This window comes from Stenotrophomonas sp. PAMC25021, assembly GCF_004795795.1.
GTDB classification, from domain to species: Bacteria; Pseudomonadota; Gammaproteobacteria; order Xanthomonadales; family Xanthomonadaceae; genus Stenotrophomonas; species Stenotrophomonas muris.
Genome location: NZ_CP039255.1, coordinates 3831966 through 3855291, shown reverse-complemented (window position 1 = coordinate 3855291; position 23326 = coordinate 3831966). Strand labels below are relative to the sequence as shown.

Below are 23326 nucleotides of genomic sequence, written 5' to 3'. Positions count from 1 at the left end.
TGGGTTACCGGCGGGGGTGCAGCACGTTGGTGAAGTCGACGTCCTTGGCGACGTAGACGTTCACGATCGTGCCCTGGTTGATGGTGACGGTCGGCGGGCGACGGTTGCTGCTGAGTGCCTCGTTGGCCAGACGCTCCATCGTGCGTGCGGTAGCACTCTCATAGGGCGACTGCACCGTCATGCCGTTATTGGCGATGGTGGTGGTCTCCGGACCGTGTTCGGCGGCTGCGTACTTGAAGGCATCGGAAATCAGGCTGATCATCAGCGCCGAGGCGATACGGCTGCCCCAGTGCGCGCTGTACTGGCCCGGATGACCGGCGCCACCCAGCTGATCCACGCCCGGGCTGGACATCGCAACGTCGATGCCATTCGGAGTGGTGATGCGATCCCAGATCACTTCCACGCGCTTGCCCATCGGACCGCCGCCGTAGGCGCCATAGATCTTGGAGCCCTTCGGCAGCAGCAGGTTGCGACCGTTGATCGAGTACACCGGCTCGGTCAGCAGGCACGAGGTATAGCCGGCGAGATCGGTGATGATTCGGGTTTCCAACACGCAACGCAGGTAGGTGCCACGCACCAGCAGCGCGTCGGGGCTCTGGATGTAGGTGGCGCTGGAGACATCCTCGACGTCCGGGCCGCGGCGAACCTTTGCCGGCGCCGCCTGATTGTTGGGCAGCTGGGCCAGCATGGCACGGGTGTACTCATCCATGCCGCGGCCGCCATTGCTCCCGTTGCCATCCTGTCCATCACCACCACCCACCCCGCTCCCGGAGCCGATGCGGCGGTCCAGCAAAGTCGGGCCACGGTCAATCTCGCGCGCCGAATCGGACTGGGGAACGAACAGCGGGGTGGAATCCAGCGGCGGCGGCGGTAGCGGCGGCGTCATCGGAATCGGATCAACCGGTTGCATGGCCTGGGAGGGCACCGGACTCGTCTGCACGGCGTCCGGCAGAGTCGGCGTAGACACGCGCGCAACGTCCGGCACCTTCTGCACAGCGTCCTTGTCATCCTGGCCCTTGCGGAACAGCAGGAAACCCATGGCCACCAGCAGCACCACGATGCCGCCCAGGAACAGCAGCGCCTTTCGGTTCAGCCGCTGCTCTTCGGCCGAGCGCAGCTGCGGCGCGGCCGCATCCAGATCCGGCGCAGGCTCGGCCTGGGTCGTGCCGAAGTACGGGTTCGACTGCGCGTCCGAAGCACCCTGTGCGCCGTACGGGCTCTGGCTCTCGTCGCGTCCGTTGTTCGGGTCGTTTCCGGGAGTGTTCTGCTGGCTCATTTCTTCACGTTCCTTCGCAGGCCGACGACGAAGTCGCCGTGGCGGATGACCAGGTACGGGTGTGTCCCGTGCACGATCAGCGTATTGCCTTCAACCGTGGTGTTGACCACGAAGTCTTCACCGTATTCTGTTTCACGACCAAACACCGCCGGGAAGATGCCGGTCTTGTACTCCGGCGAATTCGGCAGTTTCAGGTAGGTGAAACGACCATCGTCATAGGCGTTGACCGGGATCAGCCACCCCATCTTCTTCGCCTTGCTGGTCGAATAGGAGTAGTTGAAGTTGTACTGGCGGTCCTTGGCCAGTTCCGAGCTCAACAACGGCTTGGCCTCTTCCTCGACCGCTTCCTGGGCGACGCCGAACACGGTGTCGTTCGGATAGACGAAGGCGATCTTGTACTGCACACCGGCACGACGGGCCTGTTCCAGCTGGCGCCAGTCGGTGGCCACCACCTTCAGCTCGAAGATGTAGGAATGGGTCTCGGTGCGCACCATCATGTTGGTGTCGACGTCGACGTTCTTCGGCTTGAGGTAGAACACGTTCTCGCGACGGGTCAGTTCCCAGCCGCTGCTGAAGCCGGTGCTGTAGTCGAGGATCTTCTCGTTCGGGCTCAACTCGATCTGGGTGGTCAGGCCCAGGCCGGTGCGAACCGGATAGATACGGTCCTTCTCGTACTCGTAGTGGTCAACCGCCTGCGCCATCGCCGCTGCTGAGAACAGCAACGACAACATCGACAGCAGCGCCAGCGCGCTTCCCCTGATATTTCGACTACTCATCGGTTGCTTGCTCCATCAGCAGTTCCGGTGGAATTGTTCTGCGCCGGCCTCATGGCCGGCTGTCCGGGCGTGACCTGCCCCGGCATTGCTTGCCCCTGCACCGGCTGACCCGGCATGGGTTGACCCTGTAGCGGCTGGCCCGGCATTGCCTGGCCCGGCACCTGGCCGTTGACCGGAGCCGCGACCGGCTGGCCGGTGGCCGGATCGATCATGGTGGCCGCGGCCGGATTGTTGGGATCGTAGACACCCTGTGCCTGCTGCGCCGCCTGTGCGGCCTGCTGCGCCTGCGCCTGCATGGCGCCGTCATCCGGCACCGGCACGCCACGCGAGTAGTCGTTGTCGACGCGGTACTCGGTGACCTGGAACGCCAGTGGGTTCAGGATGCGATCCTGTTCGGACAGCGCCAGGTTCTGGTTGTAGCTGAAGCGCATCGTCACCAGCTGGTTGTCCAGGTAGGTAGAGACGCCGGTGCGCTTGTCCAGCAGGCTGCGCTGGATGCGCACCGAAGCGCCGCGGAAGCTGCCGTTCGGCTCGGCCCCCAGTGGCGTGATGCTGAGGATCTTGACCCGGATGGCGCGCTCGCGACCGTACATCACGAACGGGTTCTGCGGATTGTTGCCGGCATAGCGGACACGCATGGACTGCGCCACCGGATCGGTGGACATCACGAACACCAGTTCCCAGTCACGCAGGCCCATCACCGCCGAGTCATACGATTCGCGCGCGAGCACGTACTGGGCGACGTTGCTGCGATTGATCGCTTCGTTGGTGGTGATCGTCTCGCCCTGGAACGTGCCACTCAACCGCGCGACGGTCGCCGTACCCGTGTAGGCATCGGCCATGACCAGGAACGGCACCTTTTCCTTCAGCGGCAGCATGTAGTAGTAGCCGCCCGCCAGTGCGAGCGACATCAGCAACGAGCCTGTGGCGACCCACCACGCACGCCGCTCGCTGCGGCGCGCCATGTCGGCCACGGTGATCTCGTAGCTGACCGCCTTGGCGACCGACTGCTCGACCTTGGGACTATTGCCGGGATCCTTCTTGCGGAACATGGATTCTTCCGTACTGCTGAAACATCAATGGGCGTGGCACCCCTGCGACAGGCGCGGGGAGCGGCACGTTCGATGATTTCGAGGTGGACTCAGGTGCCGCTGTTGGAATCAGCGCCCTGTGCCGACGCGGTCGGCGTCGAGCCAGCGCTCTGCACAACGATCTGGTTGCCAACGATGGAGACGGAGATGCCCTGCGCTGCATAGGCCGCCGTCAGATCGATCACGGCCTGCTGAGCGTTGGTGGTGTCGATGCTGGAGACCGCGCCGTACAGGGTGAAGTCCGAGCTCAGGCGGTAATCCAGCGTGCGTCCGGAATCCTTGGCCCAGCGCTCGAGCATGGCTTTGAGCGTGCCATCCATCGGCGAGGCCTGGTAGACGTAGCTGGAGTACAGCGGGATCTCGGTGGGTGCCGCAGCAAAGCGGTTGACCGGCTTCCAGCGGCCTCCGAAATCGGGAGCGGACTTGGTGGCGCAACCGGCCACCATCAACGCCGCCACTGCGGCGATGGACATTTTCGCGATAAACGCCTGATTCATACGGGCTTCACTTTGACGTACGAAAAAGCAGTCCCGAGCATTGGCCCCCTGGTCGTCCGGCGCTGCGTCGCGCACGCCGGAATCGGAGCGACGCACTGACTGGCAGCACACCTGCTCCGGCTCCCCTGCAGCCAACGGCTGCCAACCAAGTCGCGGGGCCGCCAGACACTGCCGACGACACACCCGCATACCTCACCAACGTCGAAACCATCCTTGTTTCATGGCACAAACTCCTGGCCACCCTGCTCTACAACATCTGCCATCCATCACACATTTCTGAACGACATGCACAGGGTCGCACAACCACGCGTCAATTCCATGTCAGACAAGTCTGAAAATCCATGAACAAATGCCAAATTCTTGACCTAAATCACGAATTCACATTCTTAACTACGAATGGTGATCACAAATTCAGCGACGTGAATTAGACGTTCAGCATCGGAACGTCCACCTTCGGCAGCAACCTCGAGGTGAAGTAGCGATCCTTGTAGTACCGGATCTTGTCGCACTTCACCGGGTGAGGTATCCCCTCGTACAGGAACACCTCCATGTCCGGCCCCATCGCCTTCAGCTCCTGCGGCAGCATCAGCGCGCGCCGTTCCTCGGTGAAGTTGTGGGTCTTCTCGCGGGCATGGGTGACGTTCTTCCTGCGCACCGTGGTGTAGCCCAGCATGTCCGAGTAGTCGTTGGCATCCTGCTGTTCGCGCGGCGCGTACAGGATCTGCAGCGCGTGGTTGGTGATGATCGTGCGAGAGACTTCCCGGCCGTAGGTGGCGTCGAGTTGGGACATGCTCTGGATGATCGGCAGCAGGCGGATGTTGTAGCCGGCCATGTAGGAGACCGCCGAGGCGATGATCTCCACTTTGCCGATCGAGGTGAATTCGTCCATCAGCAGCAGGCACTGGTACTTCAGGTCCGGGTTGGACTTGGGCAGTTCCTTGGTGTTGAGGTTGATCAGCTGGCTGAAGAACAGGTTGATGATCAGCCGGCTCTCGGCCAGCTTGTTGGGCTGGATGCCGATGTAGATGGTCATCTTCTTCTTGCGGACGTCGGTCAGCAGGAAGTCGTTGCTGCTGGTGGCCTTGTCCAGCACCGGGTTGATCCAGGGATTGAGCGGCTCCTTGAAGGTGCCCAGGATCGAGGCGAAGGTCTCATCGGCCTGCGACAGCATGTTGGCGAACGCCGAACGGGCATTGGCGCTGAGGAACGGTCGCTCCGACAGGGTCTTGAGGTACTTCTTCAGGTCGGTGCCGTCGCCGGAGGACAGACGGTACACCGCACCGAGCGTGGGCGTGCCGGCGCCGCCCGGGAAACCGCTGCTGCGCTCGTCGTCCCAGTTCTCGAACAGGTACAGGGTAAAGGCCATGAACGCGTTGCGTGCCTGGCTGACCCAGAACTTCTGGTCCTCGGCCCCGTCTGGGTACAGCATCGCGGCGATGCTCATCAGGTCCGACACCCGGAAGGCCGGATCGTCGGAGACGTAGCTGAGCGGGTTCCAGCGGTGCGTGCGCCGGTCCTCGGCGAAGGGGTTGAACAGGTAGATCTCCTGGCCCTGGCTGGCGCGCCAGCCGCTGGTCAGGTCGAAGTTCTCCTGCTTGATGTCCAGCACCACCAGCGATTCGCCGTACTCCAGCAGGTTCGGGATGACCACGCCCACGCCCTTGCCCGAGCGGGTGGGCGCGGCCAGGATCACGAACTGCTGGCCATCCAGGCGCACCAGCTTGCCGCCATGGCTGCCGACCACGATGCTCTGGCCGGTCTTCTTGAACATGCCGTGCTTGGCCAGGTCGGCACCGGTGGCGAAGCGCGCGTCGCCGTGCAGCGAGCGCTTGTCCTTCTTCAGCAGCAGCACCAGGCCGGCCACCAGCAGCACCAGCAGGGGCAGGCCGAAGCCTACGTAGCCCGCCCATTTGATCTTGCCCACGAAAGGCGCGACCTGCGGTTGGCCGATGGCGTGGACGTACTGGTAGTAGGTGTTCCAGGTGAACAGCTGGGTGTCCAGCCCCAGGAACAGCAAGGTCAAGTAGCCGGAGAACACGAAACCAAGCAACAGGGTCGCCAGCGTGATGATGGCGATGAGCAGATACTTCTTACTGGGCAACACCCGAATCCTCCATGATGCGCACGCGGCGCGACGGCCTAGCGGTGGCGCCAGCGCGACGCCTTCTTCCGCAGGTGGTTCTCGTTTTCCAGCCCGGGCTCCTCGCCCTCTTCACGCACCAGTTGCAGCAAGCGTTGGCGCGCTTCGGCCAGTGATATCAGGTCGGTCAGACGATCCCCATCGTCGGCGACGACCGCATGGCCGACCACATCGCCGGGAGCGTACACCGGCTCGTGGGACACCGCTACCAGCTGGTAGCGGCCACGGGTTTCCAGCACATGCCTGAATTCCTGCATCGCACTCCTCCTTGTCGGGGCAACACTGCGCCCCCTGCCCCGCCATCATGCCGGTGGCAGCGTCATGGGCGCATCCACAACCGCTGCGGCTTCTGCGCGAAACTGTGCGCGGATATCCAAGGAAACCGCAATGGACTGGGTAGCACTTGCCCCGCACGCTGGCCACCGAGGCCCACGCGGGGCAGATCGACAAGGCCGGCCAGCCTTACATCGGCCATGTGGCGCGGGTGGCGGCTGCGGTGCGCGGCGACGATGACGCCGAAGTGGTGGCCTGGCTGCATGACGTGGCCGAGGACTGCCCGGCGTTTGCCGCGCGGATCGAGGTATTTCCCGCACCGCTGCGCGAGGCGGTGCAACTGCTCAACCGCGATGCAGCACCCGACGCGGACAGCTACTACGCGCGCATTGCCGCCCACCCGCTGGCACTGAAAGTGAAGCGCGCCGATCTGGATGACAACGCCGATCCGCAGCGGCTGGCAATGCTCGATGCGGCGACGGCCGCGCGCCTGCACGGAAAGTACGCTCATGCCCGGGCGGCGCTGGGCATCTGAGCCGGACGCGACGAGGCGCGGCGGGCCGGCGTGTCACCGATCAAACGCTGATTTACCCTGAGTGCTGCTGCTCCTGCTGCAGTGCAGCAGTACAATGGGCGGCTCCCGCCCCCCCCCCCATCGCGCCCCCGCATGAGCCCCAACTCTTCCCTGGCTGCGCGGCTGACGCCCCGCCAGCGCACCCTGATCATCCTCGCCCTTTCACTGGGTGGCTTCGCCATCGGCACCAGCGAGTTCGCCAGCATGGGCCTGATGCTGGAGATCAGCCGCGGCCTGTCGATTTCCGAAACCCAGGTCGGGCATCTGATCAGCGCCTATGCCATCGGCGTGGTGGTCGGCGCCCCGATCCTCGCCTTCGTCGGCGCCAGCTTCCCCCGCCGCAAGCTGCTGCTGGCACTGATGGGCTTCTACGCGGTCGGCAACCTGGCCAGCGCGCTGGCACCGAACTACGGCACGATGCTGGTGGCGCGCTTCGTTGCCGGCCTGCCGCATGGCGCCTACTTCGGCGTGGCGATGCTGGTGGCCGCGGCGATCAGTCCCGCAGGCCAGCGCGGCCAGGCGATGTCACGCGTGCTGCTGGGCCTGTCGATCGCGATCCTGGTCGGCAACCCGCTGACGACCTGGCTGGGTCAGCAGCTGAGCTGGCGCACCGCCTTTGCCCTGGTCAGCGTGCTGGCCATCGCCACCGTGGCGATGATCGCGCGCTTCCTGCTGCCGGACCCGGATGAAGTACGTACCTCGCCGATGCGCGAGCTGCGCGCCTTCAACACGTCCCAGGTGTGGCTGGCGCTGACGATCGGCGCGGTCGGCTTCGCCGGCATGTTCTGCGTGTTCACCTACCTGGCACCGACCCTGGTGCAGGTCACCGGCGTGGCCGAATCGTGGATGCCGCTGGCGGTGGGCGTGTTCGGCATCGGCGCGATCATCGGCAACATCGCCGGTGGCTGGCTGGTGGACAAGTTCCACTTCAAGGCCGCCGCCGTGGTGCTGCTGTGGTCGATCGTGATGCTGCTGCTGTATCCGCTGGCCGCACAGTCGGTGTGGACCATCGGCCCGATGATCATCACTGTCGGCACCATGGGCGCACTGGCGGCGGTGCTGCAGACCCGCCTGATGGACGTGGCCGGTGAGGCGCAGACGCTGGCGGCGGCCTCCAACCACGCCGCTTTCAATACTGCCAACGCACTCGGCCCGTGGCTGGGCGGCATGGCAATCAGCGCCGGCTTCAGCCCGGCCAGTACCGGCTATGTCGGCGCGGCTACCGCGATCGGCGGCCTGCTGCTGTGGTGCGTGGCGGTGATGCTGGACAAGAAGCGCAGCACCGCCGTCGTCGGCAGCCACTGAACATTGCGCCGGATCGTCAGTTGCTGCCTCTGCGGCGACGGCGATCCGGTCGCAGCAACGCTGTATCGCCGGCCACCAGGGTCGGCCGCGCCAGCTCACCGCGCTTCACACGGTCCAGCACCCGCCGCGAATTGGCTGCACAGTCGATGCCGTCCGGCCGCGCCTGGATGTCCTCGATCAGGGCCAGCAGGTGCGCCCTGCTCTCTGCCAACCGCAGCTGCAACGCTTCGATGTCAGCCACCTTCTGCTGCAGCATCGCGATCAACGCCTCATGCTGCCACTGGCCCATGTCCGGTGGCAGCAGGGCGCGGATCTCTTCCAGGCTGAAGCCTGCACGCTGCGCGCCCGTGATCAACTCCAGCAACAGCACCGCCTGTTCCGGATAGTCGCGGTAGCCATTGGCTTGGCGCTGCGCCACCAGCAGCCCCGCGTCTTCATAGAAGCGAATGCGCGACGCCGCGAGGCCCGTGAGGCGGGCCAGCTCACCGATCTTCATCTGCCTGAATCCTCGCCATGGGCGTCTGTTGACCTTCAATAAAACTTGAAGGTTAGCGTAGCGCCATTCCCCTGTCCTGGAGCTGTCCGATGTCGCTGTTCTCGCCCCTGGCACTACCCTCCGGTGCCATCATCCGCAACCGCATTGCCAAGGCCGCGATGGAGGAAAACATGGCCGACGCCGACCACGCGCCGTCCGCTGCACTGCTGCAGCTCTACCAGCGTTGGGCCGATGGCGGCGCAGGACTGATCATCACCGGCAACGTGATGGTCGATGGCCGCGCCATGACCGGCCCCGGCGGCGTGGTGCTGGAAGACGACCGCCACCTTGACCGCTTCATCGCCTGGGCCGAAACGGCACGCTCACGGGGCGCGCAGATGTGGATGCAGATCAACCATCCCGGGCGGCAGATGCCGGCCGCACTCCGCCAACCGGCACTCGCGCCGTCAGCCGTCGCCCTGGAGATGGGCGCGCTGTCCAGGCAGTTCGCACCGCCGCGGGCGATGACCGAGGCGGACATCGAAGAGGTGATCGCCCGCTTCATCCGCAGCGCCGAGCTGGCCGAGCGCGCCGGGTTCAGTGGCGTGCAGATCCATGCCGCGCACGGTTACCTGCTCAGCCAGTTCCTGTCGCCGCTGTCCAATCGCCGCGACGACCGCTGGGGCGGCAGCCTGCACAACCGTGCGCGCCCGCTGCTGGAGATCGTGCAGGGGGTGCGCGCCACCGTGTCGCCCACGTTCGCGGTGGCCGTGAAGCTCAATTCCGCCGATTTCCAGCGCGGTGGCTTCTCGCCCGAGGATGCGCGCGCAGTGGTGGAAATGCTGGCGCCGCTCGGCGTGGACCTGGTCGAACTGTCCGGTGGCAGCTACGAAGCACCGGCCATGACCGGTGCCGCGCGCGACCAGCGCAGCCTGGCCCGCGAGGCCTACTTCCTTGAGTTCGCGCGTGAGATCGCCACGGTGGCAACCATGCCGCTGATGGTCACCGGTGGCATCCGCCGGCGCGCCGTGGCCGATCAGGTACTTGACAGCGGTGTGGCCATGGTCGGCATCGCCACCGCGCTGGCGATCGAGCCGGATCTGCCCCACCGCTGGCAGCAGGGCCGCGACCCGGTGCCGACACTGCGCACCATCGACTGGCGCAACAAACCGTTGGCCGCCAGCGCACACATGGCCGCAGTGAAGTACCAGTTGGCGCGGCTGAGCAGGCTCCGGCCCACGGCGCCGGGTGTTTCGCCCGTCTGGGCACTGCTGCTGGCACAGGCGGCCGCAAAGTGCCGGACCCGCCGCTACCGGCGCTGGATCGGTGCACGCGCAGGAGGATACTGAGCGGGCAGGCTTCTCATCACCGAATCGATGCTTCACCATCTGCATGATCGGCGGCAGCCCGCCGCCGGTCGCAACACGCAGAAGGAACCCTCGTGGCAGCAGGACCAACCAGGAACCACGAAAAGCTGCTCGATGACCTGCTCTCACTGGGCCGCAACTGGGCGCTGGCCATTGCCATCGCAGGTGCCGGAGCTGCGGTCCATTACAGCGAGTCGGTCTACGAAGCAGGCATCTGGCGCGACCTGCTGCCCACGCTCTGCTTCCTGGTCGCCATCGTCTGGATCGTGCTCAGCATCATCCGCTTCGACCTGACCATCCAGCAGCACTTCGAGCGGAAATTGTCACGCTGGCTCAGCCGTCTGCTGTATGTCGTGCTGCTTGGCACCGGCATCACTGCCGTGTTCTTCGTCACCGAACTGGCGGACAACAATCACATCGCGCGGATGTGCGACTCGGTGGCCAATGAACCCGGCAGCCGCATCCACAGGTCGGCCGAGTGCCAGCGGCTGTACCAGCATCGCGCGGCGTACCGGCAGCGTCTGGAATCGGCCGAGGGTGAGTTCGACTGAACGGGCTTCATCGCGGTCTTCGCGCGCGATGAACACATTTCGTGGATGTGCATTTGGGCACAGTGCAGCCGACGCCGCGCTCTCGGCCCGTACCGGACCCGCAATGCCCCCCCATCGCGCACCTGCCCGCCATGATGCCATCGCCTTGCAGGCCGGCATGCTGGGCAGCGTGTTGGGCGTGGCGCTGTTCAAGGCCATCGCACTGTCTGCGTTGGCGACGGGTTCGATGATGGGTATCGGGCTATGGGTGATGGCCTGCGCGCTGCTGGCAGCGTGGGCGCTCGCAGCCTATCTGGCCTGCCTGGCACTGAGCCGGCGCGTGTTCGTGCTGATGCTGGTGCTGTGCACGGTACTGGTGATCTGCATCGCCTGACGCCGGCAGGGGCCGGACTATCGCGCATCTGTTATAGAATAACAAGTGCGGTTGGTCCGATTGTGCATGCCCGGTGTCACGGATTTGAATTCCATGGCCATCCCGGCATCACCCGAGGCCCCCCCCCCGTGAACCTGCAGCCCCCGCTCCGCGCGACCCTCATTGCCATCGCCCTCGCATCGCTCAGCGCCTGCGCCACCTATGACGACAGCAACATGCATCAAGCCTGCCAGGAGTCGCCGCACCTGAAGGACCTGCCGCCCGAGGTCGCTGCCCGCGAGAGCCGCTGCAACAAGGGCATGGAAGTGTGGTCGAGCGAGCGCAAGGGCAGTGACAAGCCGCTGGACCTGAGCGGAAAGAAGAACAATCCCTGACGAAGGTGCGCGCCCGGTTGCCGCGCCTGTCTTGATCGCGCCCATGCATCCGGCTGACTGCTCCATCACAGCCGGCGCGCGACGATGAGGTCTCCCCACCCTGTCGAGACTCAGATGCCGGACACTGCCCACCCTGTCATTCGCGCGTTCGAGGCCGTGTTCGATCTATCAGGCAGCGTGCAGCGCATCACTGCGCTCACGGTCACCTGCCGGCATTGCTCGTCGACCAGCTCTGCCAGCGAAGACAACCTGGTGCAACTTCCTGGCGGGGCGTTGTTCCGTTGTGACGGGTGCGGCTGCCATCAACCGGTCAGCCACGCCCGCCTGTCGGACTGGCAACCGGCGTCGTTGCTGGGTATCTGAGGGCCGCCACGTGGAAATGACTGCGGAACAGCGGAAAATACTCCAGGCAATCGCCGCTGCAGAGCCGGTGCGCGGCGATGCCGCAACGTGGGCTGTGACCGCCGGATGGGCGGTACAGGCGGAAGACGGGGATATCGATCTGACCGAGGCTGGCCGGGATGTGCTCACCGCGCAGGCAGGTCGTAAGGGCTAGACCCGCCGATCAGGCCAGCTTCGCCTCCCTTCGCGCTGCGCCGCGGTAGCGGCAACCTGCTGAACAAAGGGTGCATCCCTGCCACGTCAACGGCGAAGTGGCGAGGCCCTTCATGCCGACGGTGTGCAGGGCGTCATGACATGCGCTCGGCTATGCTGCGCCACCTCCCTGCGCCAATGGCGGCCATGCATCCTTTTCCCCTGCCAGTCTCCGCACCTGATCAGCTCGCCTACCGACTGCTGCAGGACAGTGACTGGGCCCGCTCGGCCACTGCCGCAAGCGCACCTGCCGAACTTCGCACCTTGCTGGCGATGATCCTGGATTCGCCGGAACCCCTGTGGCTTGCCTGGGGCAAGGAAGACAAGGCGTTCTTCTTCAATGATGCCTATCTGCCGATGCTGGGGGAAAAGCTGCACGGCGCGATGGGCAACCGTCTGGAGGATGTCTGGGCGGACGTATGGCCGGACGTGGTGCATGCCGTCGACGACGCCTTTGCCGGCACCAGCCGCAGCTTCAAGAACATGCCATTGATGATGGATCGCGACGGCACGCTGCGCGAAACTTTCTGGACGTTTTCCTATTCACCGCTGCGCGTCGGCTGCGGCAGTGTCGCCGGTATCCTGTGCGTGGTCAGCGAGCAGACCGAACGGGTGATCGAGCGCGACCTGCACAGCCGCCAGGTCGCGGCGATCACCGAGCAGGCGCGGGAGGCCCATCTGGAACTGGTGCGCGCCCGCGAGCAGCTGCGCCAGTCGCAGAAGCTGGAGGCGATCGGCCAGCTCACCGGCGGTGTGGCCCACGACTTCAACAACCTGCTGCAGGTCATCACCGGTTCGGTGGACATGCTCCTGCACACGTGGCCGTCAGACGACACCCGGCGCCGCTACATCCAGGCCATTGCCACAGCCTCGGACCGCGCAACCAAGCTGACCGCGCAACTGCTTGCGTTCTCGCGTCGCCAGAGCCTGTCGCCGGAGGTCTTCGATCTCTGCGAGAGCGTGCACGCGCTTTCGGACATCATCACCACGGTACTGGGTGCACGCATCCAGGTGTCGTTGACGTTGCCCGGCACGCCATTGCCGGTGCTGCTGGACCGGACCCAGCTGGACACTGCATTGATCAACATCGCGGTCAACGCGCGCGATGCGATCGAGGGACACGGCAGGGTGACCATCGAGGTGGAGCAGGTAACCGCGGTGCCTTCGGTGCGCTTCGCCGCGCCGATGAAGGGCGACTTCGCCGCGATCAGCGTGACCGACACCGGAGCAGGCATCGACCCCGCCGTCGTCGACCGCATCTTCGAGCCCTTCTTCACCACCAAGAGCGTCGGCGCCGGAACCGGCCTCGGCCTCAGCCAGGTGTTCGGCTTCGTCAAGCAGTCGGAAGGCGAGGTGGACGTGCAGAGCCAGGCGGGCGCCGGTACCCGCTTCACCCTGTACCTGCCGCTGGCGCAGGCGAGAGAAATGACGGAACGGCCCGCGACGCTACCGGGGCTGCAGCATGGTCACGGTGTCTGCGTGCTGGTTGTGGAAGACAACGTCGATGTGGCCGAATTTGCCGTCGGCGCCCTGCGCGAGCTCGATTACAACGTGGTACTTGCGCACAATGCGGACGAGGCCCTGGCGGAGCTCGAACGGGACGCCTCCCGCTTCGATGTAGTGTTCAGCGACGTAGTGATGCCTGGCATGAACGGCCTGGATCTGGCCCGTACCATCCGCAGCCGCCTGCCTGGGCTTCCAGTGATCCTTACCAGCGGCTACAGCGAACTGTTGGCCCGGGACCCTGGCCATGGCTTCACCCTGCTGCGCAAGCCTTACTCATTGAAGCAGCTGGCCTCGGTGATGACCGAAGCCGGGCGCTGCGCGCAGGCCGTGGTAGCGTCGCCCTAGCGGGCGGTCACCGCAGCGAACCGAACCAGCGTTCCAGCGAAGGCTCCAGCCCCGACGTGTCACCGCCAGCATCGCAGGCCCAGGCGACGATACCGTCGGGGCGGACCAGCACGGCGCCCAGTCCCAGCGTGTCGCGCGCCGTGGACATCACGCAGGTGACCGACCGCTGCCAGCGCTCAATGATCGGACCGAGCGAATCGCCGGTATCGAGCCCCAGCAGCACGCCCTGCCCTGCACGCAGCAGCTCTCCCATCCGACGGTCATCAGCCAGTTGGACGTCCGGTGCGCTTCGGCCAACCCGCGGATGGCTGCCGTCGAGCACCGGTGGCGGTGCTACACCCCACAGCCGCTCGGCGAGATAGGTGGCACCGTCGCGGGTCGCGGCCAGGTCGGCGATGACCGCCGCCAGCGCGCGCGACCCGGGGCCTGGCCGCATCAACGCCACCTGCGCACGTGACCAGTCGAGCACCTGGGCGCCGATCGGATGGCGCTCAGCCTGATAGCTGTCCAACAGCGACTCTGCCACATCACCTCGCACCACCGCGGCCAGCTTCCACCCCAGGTTCATCGCATCGCCGATGCCGAGGTTCAGCCCCTGCCCGCCCAACGGCGAATGCATGTGCGCGGCATCACCGGCCAACAGCACGCGGCCGCTACGATAGGCCGTGGCCTGGCGCGCGGCATCGGTCCATGTGGTGGCCAGATGCAACGCCGTGATCGTTGCCTCTCGCCCGGAGACACGCCGCAGCAGCGCCTGGGCGGTGTGCCGGTCCAGCGGCGTGCGATGGCCGGCGCCACCGTCGAAATCGGCCAGCGCCAGCATGCCCGGCGGATTGAAATTGCACATGCCGTGTTCGGTGAACTGACGCCCCGGGACGAGCACCGACGGGTCTGCCAGTTCGACCTGCAGCGTGTGCCCGGTGAACTCCGGCGCCGTCCCTGCGAACACGAACCCCGACTGCTTGCGTACCGTGCTGCGGGCGCCATCGCAACCGACCAGCCAGCGGCCCCGCATCAGCCCGCGACCGGTCTGGACCACCATCTGTGCTTCGCGTGCGTGCACCGCCTGCACCGTGCAGCCACGCTCGATCTGTACACCCAGTGACACCGCACGCTCGGCCAGCACCGCCTCCAGCGACTGCAGCTCGACCGCCATCTGGGTGGGCACCGGCGTCGGCAGGCGATGGCGCCAGCGCGCACTGTCCACGTTGTCCAGCGCAAAAGGAATGCCGGCGAAGTGGCCGCCCAGCGGCCGCGGTTGCGCCAGCCAATGGGCGGTGCCGGGCGGCGGTGCGCCGTTGTCCGGCTTCAGCACCTGACTGGCGGCAACCGCATCCAGCAGGCCACGTCGATCCAGGGCCTCCAGGGTGGGCGCGTTCAAGCCGCGCAAGCCAAAGGGCAGGCGTTTCAAGGGTGTCTCGGGCGACACTGCCTGCTCCAGCAACAGGACCGAACAGCCGGCCTGGGCCAGCTCGCAGGACAGGAACAGGCCGACCGGGCCGGCCCCGGCGATGACGACGTCGTACAACATGGGATTTCCCTGTGAGCGCCAGGCCGGCGCTCTGGCGACGCCAATGTTACACTCGGTATACGTTTCCACAAGTGAACCGCCCATGATCCCGCCCCGGGGCCGCCGCGAGCAGCGCAAGACCGAGACCCGACAGACCATTTCGGACGTCGCCACCGAACTGATCATCCGCCGCGGCTTCGAAGCCGTGTCCATGTCCGAGATTGCCAATGCGGCGGGGGTCTCGCGCAAGACGGTCTTCAATTATTTCGCCAGCAAGGAAGACCTGGTGTTCGACCGCGATGAGGAGGCCCGGACCCTGCTTCGCGAAGGCATGGCGGCGCGCCGTGGCATGGCCCCGCTGGCCGCCTTCCAATCGCTGGTGCGGGAGCTGCTGGACAGCGGCCATCCGCTGTTACGGATCAACTCCGGTGCAGCGGCCTTCTGGGCAACCGTGGCCGACAGTCCGGTGCTGGTGGCGCACGCGCGACGGCTGCAGGCACAGCTGGCCGACGACCTGGCCCAGCTGATGGCCGACGCGGCCGGTCGGCCCGCGCAGGACGCGGAGGCACGCCTGGGCGCAGCCATGCTGCTGGCGTCGATGGTGGCCGCCTATGAGAGTGGACTGGCCAGCCAGCAGAGGGGCGAGGATCCGCGCCAAGCGATGCTGCAGCTGATCGTGCGCGGTGGCACCGGCGTGCTGGTGGCCTTGGCCGGCACCCCATATACCGACCCGGGCCTGCGTCCATAGCGCAATCGGGGGATAGGTCACGAAGCGTTGCAAATGCTACTCTTTCTCATTTGCAGCCCGCCCCGACCCGCTCATGCCGCTTCCAACCCCGCTCAAGCACGCCCTCTGCCTGGCGCTGCCCCTTTCCCTGGCTACGCCTGCACTGGCCTCCGAGGCCTCCGCTGACACCCCGAAGGACCTGGACAAGGTCGAAGTCCGCGGCCGCGCGCAGACCCTGTACCGCGCCAACGATGCGGCCGTCGGCACCCGCACCGATACCCCGTTGGAACTGGTGCCGCAGTCGATCCAGGTCGTGCCGCGCGAGCTGATCGACGACCAGGCCGCGCGCCAGGTCACCGATCTGTACCGCAGCATCAGCGGCATCAGCTTCTTCAGCTATGCCGGCGTCACCCTGCGCGGGTTCCGCCAGGAGAACGTTCTCTACGACGGCCTGCGTGGTGATCCCTATGCGGGCTTCTCGGTGCCGCAACTGTTCAATATCGAACGCGTGGAAGTACTGAAAGGTCCGGCCGGTGCGCTGTACGGCGGTGGTGATGCGGGCGGTGTCATCAACTATGTAACGCGCAAGCCCAAGGCGCGCGCCGAACGCCGCATCGAGCTGCAGGCAGGCGACAAGGACTTCCGCGCCGGATCGATCGAAGGCACCGGCCCCTTGAATGCCAGCGGCAGCATTCGCTATCGCGCCGGCCTGTATGCCGACAGCGAGCAGGGCGTGCGCTGGAATGCCGACAGCGAAAGCGTGATCGGCGATGCCTCGCTGGCCTTCGATGTCGGCCAGACCGGCGAGCTGGTGCTGCAGTTCACCGACATCACCCAGAACCTGGGCGGCAACCGCCTGCGCGGCGTGCCGGTGAACGATGCCGGCAGCTTCCTGACCGACCGCCGCTGGAACCACAACGAGGCCAGTGACTTCCTCGACATGCGCGCCAAGGTCGCACTGGCGCAGTATCGCTTCGCACCGCGCGACAACCTGGACGTGGACCTTGCTGCGCGCTGGTTCAGCAACAACGAGCACCAGATGTACCACGAGCCGATGGGGCTGATTGATCGTGACCGCGACGGCCTGGCCGAGTGGATGACGCGCCAGCTGCGCAACCAGATCCGTGACAACACTGCCTTCACCGCCAGCGGCAATGCCGTCTGGCGGATCAACACCGGCCGTATCGAACACAAGGTGCTGTTCGGCGCCGACGTGTACCAGCTCGACGCCGACTTCACCGCGCAGACCGCCAACAGCGCCGACCTGGCACGCGGCGCCGGCCCGGTGCGCGGCATCGACCTGTTCAACCCGGTCTATGGCGCGAGCACCTGGCATGACTACAACCTGGCCGCTCTGCCGTGGCGCAGCACCGCCACCCGCAGCAAGCACTACGGCGGCTACCTGCAGGATGAGCTGGCACTGGGCACGCGCTGGCATGTGCTGGCCGGGCTGCGCTGGGATGGCTTCAAGGATCAGGACCGCATGGGTGGCGGCAGCGTGGATGGCAACGATCTCAGCTGGCGCCTGGGCAGTACCTTTACCGTCCGGGACGGCGTGAACCTGTACGCCAACATCGCCAGCGGCTTCGTGCCGCAGAGTGCCACCAACCAGAACCCGGCGGCCGGCGGACCGTTCGACGCGGAGCGCAGCAGGCAATGGGAAGTCGGTCTGAAGTCCCTGCTGGCCGACCGTGTGACCCTGAACATGGCGGCCTACCGCATCGACCGCAGCAACATCGTGCAGGCCACCGGCGAGGTGATCGGCGGGGTAAACCAACTCGCTGCACTGGGCCTGGTACGCAGCACGGGCATGGAACTGGACCTGCTGGCCGACGTGACCGAGCGCTGGGTGGTGAACCTGACCTACGCCTACAACGACGCACGGGTGAAGGATGCCGGACCGAACGGCATCACCAATGCCTCCGGCGACCGCTTCGCCAATGCGCCACGCAACAAGCTCGGCCTGTGGACGCGCTACGACCTGCCGTCGATCAACTCGGCCATCGGCTTCGGCGCCGACCATGTGGGCGAGCGTGTCAGCCTGGATGGGCAGGCGGTCAAGGCATACACGGTATTCGACATGAGCTGGAAGACCACGTGGAAGCAGTGGCAGTTCCAGGCCAACGTCAAGAACCTGTTCGACAAGGTGTACGCGGCCAGCGGCTTCATCGAGCGCAACGGGCATTTCCCGGGCGAGCCGCGGCGGGTGTATGTGCAGGCGGCCTACCGCTTCTGAGAAGGCCTTCCAGCAGAGCCGGGCGCCCGCTCGGCTCTGCTACGTAACCTCAGCCCATCCGCATCGCAGGGTTGTCACGTGCGTGGACGTCGTTGTCCTGCTGGCGCTGCATGGCCGCCTGCTGTCGCTCCAGGCTGGCGGCCTCGATCTGCCGCAGCGAGTGTTCGACCGGCGTCTGCACTGCCGTGTCCGTAGGCATGACCGCTCGCAGATGCGCGGGATCGCTCATCTCGCCCTGCACCACGAACACGTTGCGGCCGGCCGGATGCTCGGCGGTCTGCGCGCTCAGCAGCACATGGTCGGCCCGTTCAAGCTGGTTGCGACGGGCCAATGCCATCACGCTCGCTACGAGGCGCTCACTGTTCTCGTCGTGGGTACGCCCGGCGCCGGCATCGATCGCGGCCACGCCTTCGCGCACCTGTTGCATCAGTGCGTAGTCGCGGTGGCCCGGACCAATGTCGGCCAGGCGGGTCGGTGCCTGCGAGAAATCCGGCACGTCGTCCACGGCTGCGGTCAGCGGGCTGCGGGTGATGGTCCGGTACGGGTCGTCCGGGTGGAACTGGGTGCGTTTTTCCTGGCGCTCCAGACGAACCTCGCGCGCGTCGTTGAGCTCGGCGATGCGAGCCGGATCGGTGATCTCACGCATCGACATGTGGCCACCACCCGCGCTGACACTGGCCCATTTCCTGTCCGCTTCGAAGTACATCGCGTAGTAGCTGTTGCCACCGATGACGTTCGGATCGACCGCCGAGCGCCCTTCCAGTGCCTGGGTGGCTTCCAGCACGCTCAACCGGGTCAGGTATTGCCCGCCCTTCGTCCATCCCATCTGGCTGATGGCATCGACGCTGGTGTTGCCTACGCGCGGGCCTCCGGCGTAGTCATTGTTGAGCATGTTGGTCCAGATCTGTTCCAGCTTCTCGGGGCCGCTCTTCTGCTCAGCCGCCTGCAGCAACACGCGCGGCGTCCAGCAGTTGGGATCGAGTTCATGCCGTTCGAATGCCCGGTCGTGTGCCAGCATTACATCCTTGCCGGGAAGATTCAGTGCAAATTCGGGACGCCCCTGCTCCATCCAGAACAGGCGTCGCTCCAGGTCCTGGCGCAGAAGCGTCTGCCCAAACATCTCCCATTGCCGCTCGCTCAGCTGCGCATCGGGAAAGCCGGAGCCCTTGCCTTCCTGATCTCGGGCGTAATCCTGTGCGTAGCTGTTTGCAACGCGGCCTGGCAGGCTGTCGTTGCGAACAACACCCAGCGCAAGCGTGCCATAGCCATCCGCATCTGGCAGCTGCGACAGATAGTTCCAGTACAACTCACGGTTTCCGGCCCTGGCATAGCTGGCCAGAATCCTAAGATTCTCTTGCGTCAATCCGCCCATCGCCTGCTCCTGAATGCACTCACTGCCGGACGCGGGAGCGCGCGAGAAGATCCCGCACCGCATCTTCCATCCGCTTCCAGTCCGCCAGGAAGGCCCGCTTGTAGTTCAGCGAGATGGAGAGCTTGTTCTCCACATCCGAGAAATAGTGGAAGCACCCCGCAGCGGCTTGCCCTTGCTCACTGATGACCTGATCGCCCTGCAGGCGAACGCCATCCCCCCGAAACGCCGTGCTTTCGCATTTGATGAATGTGGTCAGGCTGCCGTTGGGAGCGCGCGCGATGTACCAGTCATCTTCATAGGCAGGATTACGGGTGGGCGGCTTTCCATAGCGTGCCTCGTATTCCTTCGAGAAAATCCCCATCCGCGTTTCATCGATGGCGTAAGGCGTCAGTCCCATGACGTCGGGCCGCGCAATACGCAGATCGAGTCGATCCCGAGGATCCCCTCGCTCCACCGATCCTTCCTCGGTGGACGCCTGGCTGGAGGACAATCGCTCCAATGATGTTTCGATTGGCGCACGATCGATGTAGTCGATCGCCACAGCAATTTCCTTCCGGAAATCATTCGTACGCGGATTGGCCCGGGCGCCCGGCGCCGTCGGCTTCATGTCCGGCCACTCGATGACCAGCGTCACGCCCTCGCCGGGCCACGGTGCGATCTGGCTGTCCAGGTAGTTGGCCGGAATGCGGAAAGTGTTCGGCCCGAGCTTCACGTCCACGGGCGCATCGGTATAGGTGTGGCCGTTGATCGTGCGGCCGGTCTGCGTTGCGCCGGACATGGCGGGATTCCTTTCGTGTTCGGTGGACGGCGGCCGCGCACACGCGCCGGCACTCACCGCGACGGCAAGTGCAAGCGTCAGGCAACGGCCGGGGGACATCACGTGCATGGGCATTCCATTGCAGAGTTTCAGCGCCACTATAGGGAACCGGGCGTCAACGGAACAGGAACCGCGTCGCAGCCCTTCACGGCACCAGGCAGCGTTCCACCTGCAGCGACAACGCCTGACAGGCGTTGAACAGACCTTCGACCACGGCGGCGGAGGGACAGCAGGCGGGATCGTCGCTCTCCCGCGCCACATGCGCAGCGTGCAGCACCGCGGTCAACGCCGTGATGCCCGAAACGCTGCGGGTCGCCAGGGCCATGTCGAAGGCCCGGCCAGGGCTCAGGTGCATTTCAACCCAGGCCTCGCCATCGGCGCGCAGGTTCCTGCCGTGGCCTTTCAGGTGTGCAAAGAATGCCGATGGGGTGACGAACTCGGCGGATTCGCGGAGCGCGTCCTCCAGCGTTTCGGCCGAGGCAGCGGGAAGATCAAGTACGGCGGCACCCAGCAGCGCGTGCAGGCGGGGATGGTCGGGAAGACGTTCGGGCATGACGGCAACCTCACGATGTGGCCACCTGCAGATGCAAGGTGGCGGACGGTGCGGGTTGGCGTGCCGGATACATGATGCAAGAAGCCGGCGGATCGAGAGATCCCCACGCACCGTCCGCCATGAACTGACAGGCGATGCATTGTCACGGTTGCAACTCTGGCTGCAACCGTGACGCCGCGCATCATGTAAGTTCGGGACGCCAATCCCGGCCAGGGCGAGTGCCTTGGCGCGGCGATGATGGGCGCACTCCATCGCCGAAGCAAAGTAGGAAAAGTCCGCGCTGACGCGTTCCTACGCTGGTTGCGTCACGGGATGGCGAACCGTCCACCGACTGACGTGCTTCGTTGATACATCGCGCCTGCCTGCGCGTACTACCCAACGATCACATCGAGCCGAACGCGACACGCCGACCATGGCGATCGCGCAGAAAGTCGCAATACGCACGGCCTCCGCCTTCAGCTCCAGCACAGACGTTCCGCGCTGGATACACACCGGGAACGCTTGCATGTAGGAGCCCACAGGCACATTCGAGCGCGATCTGATCACAACGAAATTTCTGCGCCAGGCCATTTCCGTACGAGATCCGCGAGGTGAAGGCTATAGTCGCCGACCTCAATGGATCAGGAGCTCATTATGGAATTCACTTCCTGGCGCAACATTCTTGTTGCTGCTGGCGTGGCGGTCGCACTTTCCGTGGCCGCCTACAACGACCATCACCGTCATGCCCTCACTGACGGTGCCGAGGGGCGCGATACGGTGGGCCTCGTCACCGAAGTGCATTGGGATGAGAAAAGGGGAAGAAAGAGCAACTTCGTCCTGAATGTCGAGTTCGAAACCGAAGACGGCCAATCACGCGTCGAGAAGATCGCGGTCTCCAACGACCTTGGCAATCGGATGCGTGCCACCGACGAGGCGGAAGAGATTGATATCCGCTACAACGCCAAAGACCCGTCCGTGGCGATGGCCGTTGGCGAAACGGACAACTCCCTGCTGTTGTTGTGGCTGGCCATCGCCTCCGGGCTGGTCACCCTGGCGCTGCTGGCCACCCGGGTGGTGCAGGGCCGGAAAGCGCAGCCGGCCTGACCCATCCAGGCGCGAGCGCATCCAGAATGCGCTCGCGCAGGACCAAAAGTGTCTTCAACGCTGGCAATCGTCTTCCGTGCTTCCATGGCCACGATAGGTTTCACCCCACTCGCGCATGGCCAGCAGCACCGGTACCAGCGTGCGCCCGAACTCGGACAGCTCGTATTCCACTTTCGGCGGCACTTCCGGGTACACGTGGCGGATCACCACGCCATCGGCTTCCAGTTCACGCAGCTGGCTGGTAAGCATGGACTGGGTGGCATTGGGCACCCGTCGCGTCAATTCCATGAAACGCCGCTTGCCGGTCATCAGGTGAAACAAAATGATCGGCTTCCACACGCCGCCGATCACCGACAGCGTGACTTCCACCGCGCAACCGCTCTTGCCATCCCAACGCTTGCTACGCATGCATACTCCGGAAAACCATAGTACCTACGGAAAATCGTCGTTCTTGTTGCGATAACGGTGCGAGCCTAGCATGGGGCCATCCACTGAACGTGAGCCCCCAACCATGAGTTTCAAGGCACTGCTGACCCGCAAGACGAACGACGGCATATCCACGGAACTGGTCGATTTCAATGAAGCCGACCTGGTGGACGGCGACGTCCTGGTACAGGTCGAGTACTCCACGCTCAACTACAAGGATGCGCTTGCCCTCACCGGCAAGAGTCCGGTCATCCGGACGTTCCCGCTCATTCCCGGCATCGATCTGGCAGGCGTGGTGCTGGAATCCAGCAGGGCCGACTTCAAGCCAGGCGACCGCGTCGTGCTCAATGGCTGGGACCTGAGCATGGGCCACCACGGCGGCCTGGCACAGCGCGCCCGCGTACGCGGCGAATGGCTCAACCGGATTCCCGGCAACCTGAGCACCCGCGACGCCATGGCCATCGGCACCGCTGGCTATACCGCGATGCTGTGCGTGCTGGCCCTGGAGCATGCAGGGGTGACGCCTGCACAGGGCGATGTGCTGGTTACCGGTGCCAACGGCGGCGTCGGCTCGATTGCGGTGGCGATCCTTTCAAAGCTGGGTTATCGCGTGGTGGCCGCCACCGGGCGGCCGGAGCACGCCGAGTATCTGCACAACCTGGGTGCGGCCGAGATCATCGATCGTGCGCAGCTCTCGGAGCCGCGCGAGCGGCCGGTGAGTGCCGAGCGATGGGCCGGCGTGGTGGATGTGGCCGGCGGCCCAACGCTGGTCAATGCCATCGCCGAAACGAAGTACCGCGGTGCCGTGGCCGCCTGTGGCCTGGCCCAGAGCGATGCACTGCACGGCTCGGTGCTGCCCTTCATCCTGCGCAATGTGACCCTTGCGGGCGTGGATTCGGTGAATGCCCCACAAGAGGTTCGCCAGCGCGCCTGGGATCGGCTCGCGACCGACCTGGACCCGCAGAAGCTGGAAAGCACCGTGCAGCAGATCGGCCTCGCCGAGGTGCTGGATGTCTATGAGCAGATCATCCCCGGCAAGGTGCGTGGCCGCATTGTCGTGGATGTGAACGCCTGACGCCTGCCGC

25 protein-coding genes are annotated in these 23326 nt (G+C 65.3%); 13 read left to right on the top strand and 12 right to left on the bottom strand.

Translation table 11 applies throughout. The annotated features are described in order from the left end of the window. Positions 1-4: 4 nt before the first annotated feature. From E5790_RS17815 to E5790_RS17790, 6 genes are all read right to left on the bottom strand, one after another. Positions 5-1276: a TrbI/VirB10 family protein gene (locus E5790_RS17815; protein ID WP_046431336.1), complete on the bottom strand. Its 1272-nt coding sequence runs from the start codon at positions 1274-1276 to the stop codon at positions 5-7. Then, positions 1273-2052: a TrbG/VirB9 family P-type conjugative transfer protein gene (locus tag E5790_RS17810; protein WP_014037652.1), complete on the bottom strand. Its 780-nt coding sequence runs from the start codon at positions 2050-2052 to the stop codon at positions 1273-1275. Before E5790_RS17810 ends, E5790_RS17815 begins: the two co-directional genes overlap by 4 nt. Further along, positions 2049-3104, bottom strand: coding sequence for a type IV secretion system protein (locus tag E5790_RS17805; protein WP_111205491.1), 1056 nt, complete (start codon positions 3102-3104; stop codon positions 2049-2051). The genes E5790_RS17810 and E5790_RS17805 overlap by 4 nt, the downstream gene beginning before the upstream one ends. An 89-nt stretch (positions 3105-3193) precedes the next feature. Beyond that, positions 3194-3640: a hypothetical protein gene (locus E5790_RS17800; RefSeq protein ID WP_032957008.1), complete on the bottom strand. Its 447-nt coding sequence runs from the start codon at positions 3638-3640 to the stop codon at positions 3194-3196. Positions 3641-4064: 424 nt separating this feature from the next. Further along, entirely contained in the window at positions 4065-5744 is a 1680-nt protein-coding gene (locus E5790_RS17795) for a type IV secretory system conjugative DNA transfer family protein (RefSeq protein WP_014647580.1), read from the bottom strand. Positions 5745-5779: 35 nt separating this feature from the next. Then, positions 5780-6037, bottom strand: coding sequence for a hypothetical protein (locus tag E5790_RS17790; RefSeq protein WP_014647581.1), 258 nt, complete (start codon positions 6035-6037; stop codon positions 5780-5782). A gap of 146 nt (positions 6038-6183) precedes the next feature. On the opposite strand from E5790_RS17790, the gene E5790_RS17785 reads away from it, so the two are divergent. Both E5790_RS17785 and E5790_RS17780 read left to right on the top strand, forming a co-directional pair. Further along, positions 6184-6588: an HD domain-containing protein gene (locus E5790_RS17785; protein ID WP_111205449.1), complete on the top strand. Its 405-nt coding sequence runs from the start codon at positions 6184-6186 to the stop codon at positions 6586-6588. Positions 6589-6720: 132 nt separating this feature from the next. Continuing rightward, entirely contained in the window at positions 6721-7932 is a 1212-nt protein-coding gene (locus tag E5790_RS17780) for an MFS transporter (protein WP_111207067.1), read from the top strand. Positions 7933-7948: 16 nt separating this feature from the next. Here the strand turns inward: E5790_RS17780 and E5790_RS17775 are convergent, their stop codons facing one another. Then, positions 7949-8428 carry a MerR family transcriptional regulator gene (locus E5790_RS17775; protein WP_046431348.1) on the bottom strand — a complete coding sequence of 160 codons (480 nt, stop codon included), beginning with the start codon at positions 8426-8428 and terminating at the stop codon, positions 7949-7951. Positions 8429-8517: 89 nt separating this feature from the next. On the opposite strand from E5790_RS17775, the gene E5790_RS17770 reads away from it, so the two are divergent. From E5790_RS17770 to E5790_RS17740, 7 genes are all read left to right on the top strand, one after another. After that, a complete protein-coding gene (locus E5790_RS17770) occupies positions 8518-9756 on the top strand; it encodes an NADH:flavin oxidoreductase/NADH oxidase family protein (RefSeq protein ID WP_111207068.1) in 1239 nt (412 codons plus the stop codon). Between the two features lie 92 nt (positions 9757-9848). Then, positions 9849-10325, top strand: coding sequence for a hypothetical protein (locus E5790_RS17765; RefSeq protein WP_014647586.1), 477 nt, complete (start codon positions 9849-9851; stop codon positions 10323-10325). A gap of 103 nt (positions 10326-10428) precedes the next feature. Then, on the top strand, positions 10429-10698 hold the full coding sequence (locus E5790_RS17760; protein WP_014647587.1) for a hypothetical protein: 270 nt from the start codon (positions 10429-10431) through the stop codon (positions 10696-10698). 128 nt (positions 10699-10826) lie between these two features. Continuing rightward, positions 10827-11072: a hypothetical protein gene (locus tag E5790_RS17755; protein ID WP_014647588.1), complete on the top strand. Its 246-nt coding sequence runs from the start codon at positions 10827-10829 to the stop codon at positions 11070-11072. A 114-nt stretch (positions 11073-11186) separates the two neighbouring features. Then, complete coding sequence (locus tag E5790_RS17750) at positions 11187-11435, top strand: hypothetical protein (RefSeq protein ID WP_014647589.1); 249 nt, start codon at positions 11187-11189, stop codon at positions 11433-11435. Between the two features lie 10 nt (positions 11436-11445). Further along, the gene (locus E5790_RS22105; protein ID WP_046431358.1) at positions 11446-11628 is read left to right on the top strand and encodes a hypothetical protein; all 183 of its coding nucleotides are present in this window, start codon (positions 11446-11448) and stop codon (positions 11626-11628) included. Between the two features lie 185 nt (positions 11629-11813). Beyond that, a complete protein-coding gene (locus E5790_RS17740) occupies positions 11814-13517 on the top strand; it encodes a PAS domain-containing sensor histidine kinase (RefSeq protein WP_049442514.1) in 1704 nt (567 codons plus the stop codon). A gap of 7 nt (positions 13518-13524) precedes the next feature. On the opposite strand, the gene E5790_RS17735 is transcribed toward E5790_RS17740, so the two are convergent. Continuing rightward, the gene (locus E5790_RS17735) at positions 13525-15048 is read right to left on the bottom strand and encodes an FAD-dependent monooxygenase (protein WP_111207069.1); all 1524 of its coding nucleotides are present in this window, start codon (positions 15046-15048) and stop codon (positions 13525-13527) included. 82 nt (positions 15049-15130) lie between these two features. On the opposite strand from E5790_RS17735, the gene E5790_RS17730 reads away from it, so the two are divergent. Together E5790_RS17730 and E5790_RS17725 are read left to right on the top strand one after the other, a co-directional pair. Further along, positions 15131-15775, top strand: a complete 645-nt coding sequence (locus E5790_RS17730) for a TetR/AcrR family transcriptional regulator (RefSeq protein WP_046431363.1) — start codon at positions 15131-15133, stop codon at positions 15773-15775. 73 nt (positions 15776-15848) lie between these two features. After that, positions 15849-17990 carry a TonB-dependent receptor gene (locus tag E5790_RS17725; protein WP_111207070.1) on the top strand — a complete coding sequence of 714 codons (2142 nt, stop codon included), beginning with the start codon at positions 15849-15851 and terminating at the stop codon, positions 17988-17990. 49 nt (positions 17991-18039) lie between these two features. Here the strand turns inward: E5790_RS17725 and E5790_RS17720 are convergent, their stop codons facing one another. From E5790_RS17720 to E5790_RS17710, 3 genes are all read right to left on the bottom strand, one after another. Then, a complete protein-coding gene (locus E5790_RS17720) occupies positions 18040-19362 on the bottom strand; it encodes an XVIPCD domain-containing protein (protein WP_049442493.1) in 1323 nt (440 codons plus the stop codon). A 19-nt stretch (positions 19363-19381) separates the two neighbouring features. Beyond that, positions 19382-20248 (bottom strand): hypothetical protein, encoded by an 867-nt coding sequence (locus E5790_RS17715; RefSeq protein ID WP_111207071.1) that lies wholly within the window; start codon positions 20246-20248, stop codon positions 19382-19384. A gap of 76 nt (positions 20249-20324) precedes the next feature. Further along, on the bottom strand, positions 20325-20732 hold the full coding sequence (locus E5790_RS17710) for a hypothetical protein (RefSeq protein WP_049442492.1): 408 nt from the start codon (positions 20730-20732) through the stop codon (positions 20325-20327). Between the two features lie 633 nt (positions 20733-21365). On the opposite strand from E5790_RS17710, the gene E5790_RS17705 reads away from it, so the two are divergent. Further along, positions 21366-21815, top strand: a complete 450-nt coding sequence (locus E5790_RS17705) for a DUF3592 domain-containing protein (protein ID WP_049442491.1) — start codon at positions 21366-21368, stop codon at positions 21813-21815. Positions 21816-21869: 54 nt separating this feature from the next. On the opposite strand, the gene E5790_RS17700 is transcribed toward E5790_RS17705, so the two are convergent. After that, positions 21870-22223 carry a winged helix-turn-helix transcriptional regulator gene (locus E5790_RS17700; protein ID WP_049442490.1) on the bottom strand — a complete coding sequence of 118 codons (354 nt, stop codon included), beginning with the start codon at positions 22221-22223 and terminating at the stop codon, positions 21870-21872. A gap of 103 nt (positions 22224-22326) precedes the next feature. On the opposite strand from E5790_RS17700, the gene E5790_RS17695 reads away from it, so the two are divergent. Next, positions 22327-23316, top strand: coding sequence for an MDR family oxidoreductase (locus tag E5790_RS17695; RefSeq protein ID WP_111207072.1), 990 nt, complete (start codon positions 22327-22329; stop codon positions 23314-23316). Positions 23317-23326 lie beyond the last annotated feature (10 nt).

Coding starts and splice junctions, on each gene's coding strand:
- E5790_RS17815 (WP_046431336.1), bottom strand. CDS start 1,276: ATGAGCCAGCAGAACACTCCCGGAAACGACCCGAACAACGGACGCGAC.
- E5790_RS17810 (WP_014037652.1), bottom strand. CDS start 2,052: ATGAGTAGTCGAAATATCAGGGGAAGCGCGCTGGCGCTGCTGTCGATG.
- E5790_RS17805 (WP_111205491.1), bottom strand. CDS start 3,104: ATGTTCCGCAAGAAGGATCCCGGCAATAGTCCCAAGGTCGAGCAGTCG.
- E5790_RS17800 (WP_032957008.1), bottom strand. CDS start 3,640: ATGAATCAGGCGTTTATCGCGAAAATGTCCATCGCCGCAGTGGCGGCG.
- E5790_RS17790 (WP_014647581.1), bottom strand. CDS start 6,037: ATGCAGGAATTCAGGCATGTGCTGGAAACCCGTGGCCGCTACCAGCTG.
- E5790_RS17780 (WP_111207067.1), top strand. CDS start 6,721: ATGAGCCCCAACTCTTCCCTGGCTGCGCGGCTGACGCCCCGCCAGCGC.
- E5790_RS17775 (WP_046431348.1), bottom strand. CDS start 8,428: ATGAAGATCGGTGAGCTGGCCCGCCTCACGGGCCTCGCGGCGTCGCGC.
- E5790_RS17770 (WP_111207068.1), top strand. CDS start 8,518: ATGTCGCTGTTCTCGCCCCTGGCACTACCCTCCGGTGCCATCATCCGC.
- E5790_RS17760 (WP_014647587.1), top strand. CDS start 10,429: ATGCCCCCCCATCGCGCACCTGCCCGCCATGATGCCATCGCCTTGCAG.
- E5790_RS17750 (WP_014647589.1), top strand. CDS start 11,187: ATGCCGGACACTGCCCACCCTGTCATTCGCGCGTTCGAGGCCGTGTTC.
- E5790_RS17740 (WP_049442514.1), top strand. CDS start 11,814: ATGCATCCTTTTCCCCTGCCAGTCTCCGCACCTGATCAGCTCGCCTAC.
- E5790_RS17735 (WP_111207069.1), bottom strand. CDS start 15,048: ATGTTGTACGACGTCGTCATCGCCGGGGCCGGCCCGGTCGGCCTGTTC.
- E5790_RS17730 (WP_046431363.1), top strand. CDS start 15,131: ATGATCCCGCCCCGGGGCCGCCGCGAGCAGCGCAAGACCGAGACCCGA.
- E5790_RS17725 (WP_111207070.1), top strand. CDS start 15,849: ATGCCGCTTCCAACCCCGCTCAAGCACGCCCTCTGCCTGGCGCTGCCC.
- E5790_RS17720 (WP_049442493.1), bottom strand. CDS start 19,362: ATGGGCGGATTGACGCAAGAGAATCTTAGGATTCTGGCCAGCTATGCC.
- E5790_RS17715 (WP_111207071.1), bottom strand. CDS start 20,248: ATGCACGTGATGTCCCCCGGCCGTTGCCTGACGCTTGCACTTGCCGTC.
- E5790_RS17710 (WP_049442492.1), bottom strand. CDS start 20,732: ATGCCCGAACGTCTTCCCGACCATCCCCGCCTGCACGCGCTGCTGGGT.
- E5790_RS17705 (WP_049442491.1), top strand. CDS start 21,366: ATGGAATTCACTTCCTGGCGCAACATTCTTGTTGCTGCTGGCGTGGCG.
- E5790_RS17700 (WP_049442490.1), bottom strand. CDS start 22,223: ATGCGTAGCAAGCGTTGGGATGGCAAGAGCGGTTGCGCGGTGGAAGTC.
- E5790_RS17695 (WP_111207072.1), top strand. CDS start 22,327: ATGAGTTTCAAGGCACTGCTGACCCGCAAGACGAACGACGGCATATCC.